This is a genomic window from Syntrophales bacterium, assembly GCA_030655775.1.
Classification (GTDB): Bacteria; Desulfobacterota; Syntrophia; order Syntrophales; family JADFWA01; genus JAUSPI01.
On the sequence record JAUSPI010000137.1, the window covers coordinates 1 to 3,093 of the forward strand.

The 3,093-nt window shown below is 45.9% G+C and carries 4 protein-coding genes; 3 read left to right on the forward strand and 1 reads right to left on the reverse strand.

Annotated elements, in window-relative coordinates; all coding sequences use genetic code 11:
• The 3 genes from Q7J27_07250 to Q7J27_07260 all read left to right on the forward strand — a co-directional run.
• Positions 1-288, forward strand: a 288-nt coding sequence (locus Q7J27_07250; GenBank protein ID MDO9528936.1) for a (Fe-S)-binding protein, incomplete at its 5' end; no start/stop codon positions are given.
• Positions 285-2,180 carry a long-chain fatty acid--CoA ligase gene (locus Q7J27_07255; protein MDO9528937.1) on the forward strand — a complete coding sequence of 632 codons (1,896 nt, stop codon included), beginning with the start codon at positions 285-287 and terminating at the stop codon, positions 2,178-2,180. The genes Q7J27_07250 and Q7J27_07255, both read left to right, overlap by 4 nt.
• Positions 2,177-2,716: a transposase gene (locus tag Q7J27_07260; GenBank protein ID MDO9528938.1), complete on the forward strand. Its 540-nt coding sequence runs from the start codon at positions 2,177-2,179 to the stop codon at positions 2,714-2,716. Before Q7J27_07255 ends, Q7J27_07260 begins: the two co-directional genes overlap by 4 nt.
• A gap of 184 nt (positions 2,717-2,900) precedes the next feature.
• Here the strand turns inward: Q7J27_07260 and Q7J27_07265 are convergent.
• Positions 2,901-3,093, reverse strand: a 193-nt coding sequence (locus Q7J27_07265) for a phosphoglycerate mutase (GenBank protein ID MDO9528939.1), incomplete at its 5' end; no start/stop codon positions are given.

Consider the following 3,093-nt stretch of genomic DNA (forward strand, 5'->3'; position numbering starts at 1 on the left):
TTGAAAGCTGTTCCCGGCATGAAACTGGTAGAGATGGGGAGAAATCGGGACAAAAGCTTCTGCTGTGGCGCCGGCGGTGCCAGGATGTGGATGGAAGAGGATATCGGTGAAAGAATTAATGATATGAGAACGGATCAGGCAATTGAGGTAAATGCAGAAAAGATTGCCCTTGCCTGCCCATTCTGTTTGACTATGATGAGCGATGGAATAAAAGATCGCAAAATGGAGGAGAAGGTAGAAGCCTTAGATATAGCCGAAATCATCTGGGATGCCATGGATATGGAATGAAAAGTTTCCTCTCCCCTATTCGTAGAACAGGCGAAAAACAGTCTATCGTAGGACAGGCGTCTCGCCTGTCAGAATTTGGCGGACAAAGATTTAATAGACAGGCGAGACGCCTGTCCTACGAATATGATAAGGTCCTATGGTTGACCAGGAGAGGGGGATCACCTTTACACACGGAGAGGAGAAAAGATATGGCTGAAGAAAGCAGGTATCAGGATAAACCGTGGTTGAATTTTTACGAAGAGGGCGTGCCGGAGTGCATCGAGTACGAGGAGATCTGTCTGCCCGAAATATTGGACAGAATAGCCGAACAGTTCCCCAAGCATATCGCTCTCATCTTTCAGGGTTATAAGATCACCTTCAAAGAACTGAAAGAGATGGTTGACCGCTTTGCAACTTGCCTTGCCGGCTTCGGTATCAGAGAGGGGGATGCCGTTTCAATTTTACTTCCCAATGTCATTCCCTGTGTTGTGGCATATTTCGCTGTACTGAGACTTGGGGCCATAACGGTTCTGAACAACCCCCTATATACCGATCGGGAACTAAAATATCAGTTCACCGATTCCGGTTCTAAAGTCTTGATCACCATTGATCTTCTCGCAAACAGGATGATAGACCTGCGGCCCGAAACGGCAATCAAGGAGATTATCTACACCTCAATTGGGGATTATCTCCCCTTTCCCAAGAATCTGCTCTTCCCATTGGTAGCTAAAAAGAAGAAGCTTTCCGCAGATGTAAAACCAGCGGCCGATGTGTATAGATGGAAGAATTGCATCGCTAAATCCTCTCCGAATCCACCCGAGGTGGAAATCGGTTTTGACGACGTGGCAATGTATCAGTATACCGGCGGAACCACGGGAATCTCAAAGGGCGTCATGCTCACCCACGCAAATCTAAGCAAGCAGGTTCAGCAGATTGAGGCATGGCTTCCCACGTTTAATAAGGGAGAGGAAGTAATGTTGGGAGCGCTCCCCTTTTTCCATGTTTTTGGCCTTTCTGTCTCCATGAACTTCTCAATACATATGGGCTGGACAAATATCCTGGTGCCGAGACCACAACCGGATCATCTTCTTGAAGCGATACAAAAATTCAGGCCGACATTTGCACCACTCGTTCCCACCATGTTTGTCGGTATGCTGAACCACCCTGATATCAAGAAGGCAGATATGACCTCTATCAAGGGCTCCTTCTCCGGAAGTGCACCGCTGCCTGTTGAAGTTCTCCATGATTTTGAAGAAGCAACGGGCGCTGTGATTATCGAAGGGTATGGATTGACGGAAACCGCTCCTGTGACGCATGTCAATCCCTTTGCCGGCGGTGAGCGCAAGGTTGGAAGCATCGGCCCCCCCATACCCGACACCGAATGCCGCATCGTTGATCTGAAGAACGGTACATCTGATGTTCCCGTAGGGGAACGTGGAGAACTCATTATCAAAGGCCCTCAGGTAATGAAAGGTTACTGGAATATGCCGGATGAGACTGCGAATACATTGAGAGACGGCTGGTGTTATACCGGTGACATCGCCACCATGGATGAGGATGGTTATTTTTATATTGTTGACCGCAAGAAGGATATAATCATAACAGGTGGTTATAATATTTACCCGCGGGAGATCGATGAAGTATTTTATGAACATCCCGGAGTTGAGGAGGCATGTGCCATAGGTATTCCTGATCTGAAGCGCGGAGAAAATGTCAAAGTCTTCGTAGTGCTCAAAGATGGTAAAACGGCTTCCGGGGAAGAATTGATGGAATTTTGTAAAGATAAACTCGCAAAGTACAAGTGGCCTGTAGAGATTGAGTTCCGCAAAGATCTACCCAAATCAAACGTGGGAAAAATCCTCCGCAAGGAACTCAGGGAAGAGGAACTGGGAAAAATGAAAATATCAAAATGAAAGACAAAAATAAATCGGCAGGGCAAACTCCATCAGTAGGACAGGCGTCTCACCCACCAGCAGTAGGACAGGCGTCTCGCCTGTCAGAACTTACATGGAGACGTCATCTTCCTCATTATCAACTATCTTCCGGCTACTACTTCATTACATTTGCTACCCATAATAGACTTCTATTACAGCCACCACAAAAGAATTGCGTTTTCGATGCCGTTTGCTTTTTAGACGGTAAGAAGTACGTACTTTATGCCGTTGTGGTATTGAATGACCATGTACATTTGGTAATAAATCCTATTGAACCCTTACCTAAAATAATGCACAGCATAAAAAGCTTTACCGCCCATGAGATAAACAAAATGTTAAACAGAAAAGGTAAAGTGTGGCAAGACGAAAGCTATGACAGAGTAATAAGAGATGAGGATGAATTTTTTGAAAAGGTCAAGTACATTGCAAATAATCCTATTAGGACGAATTTGGCAAGGCAATATGAGGATTATAAATGGTTATATATAAAGGGCTGGATGAAAAAAGATTTATAGCATAGACAGGCGAGACGCCTGTCCTACTAATATAGGACATGTTCAACTAACAGAGACTGTTCTACTCAAAAACGAATCAACAATAAGGTATGGGTCTTGCGCCTACCAGAGGTAAGCAGAAATGCAAACAAATCCGTAGGACAGGCGTCTCGCCTGTCCCACTAACTGATATTTGATATATTTATCACGCTCCGAACTTTGTAAGTCTTTGCGCATGGGCAAGCGCTATTCCCATAAGATATACCATGGGGATTCTTCCCAGCCCGCCGCGGATACACTCCCTCTCACCAAATCGTTCCACCCCATCCGGCCTGCAAGTATCCGATGAAAGAAGTACAGGAACCGGGTGCCAGCTATGGGAGGCAAGGAGTGCCGGA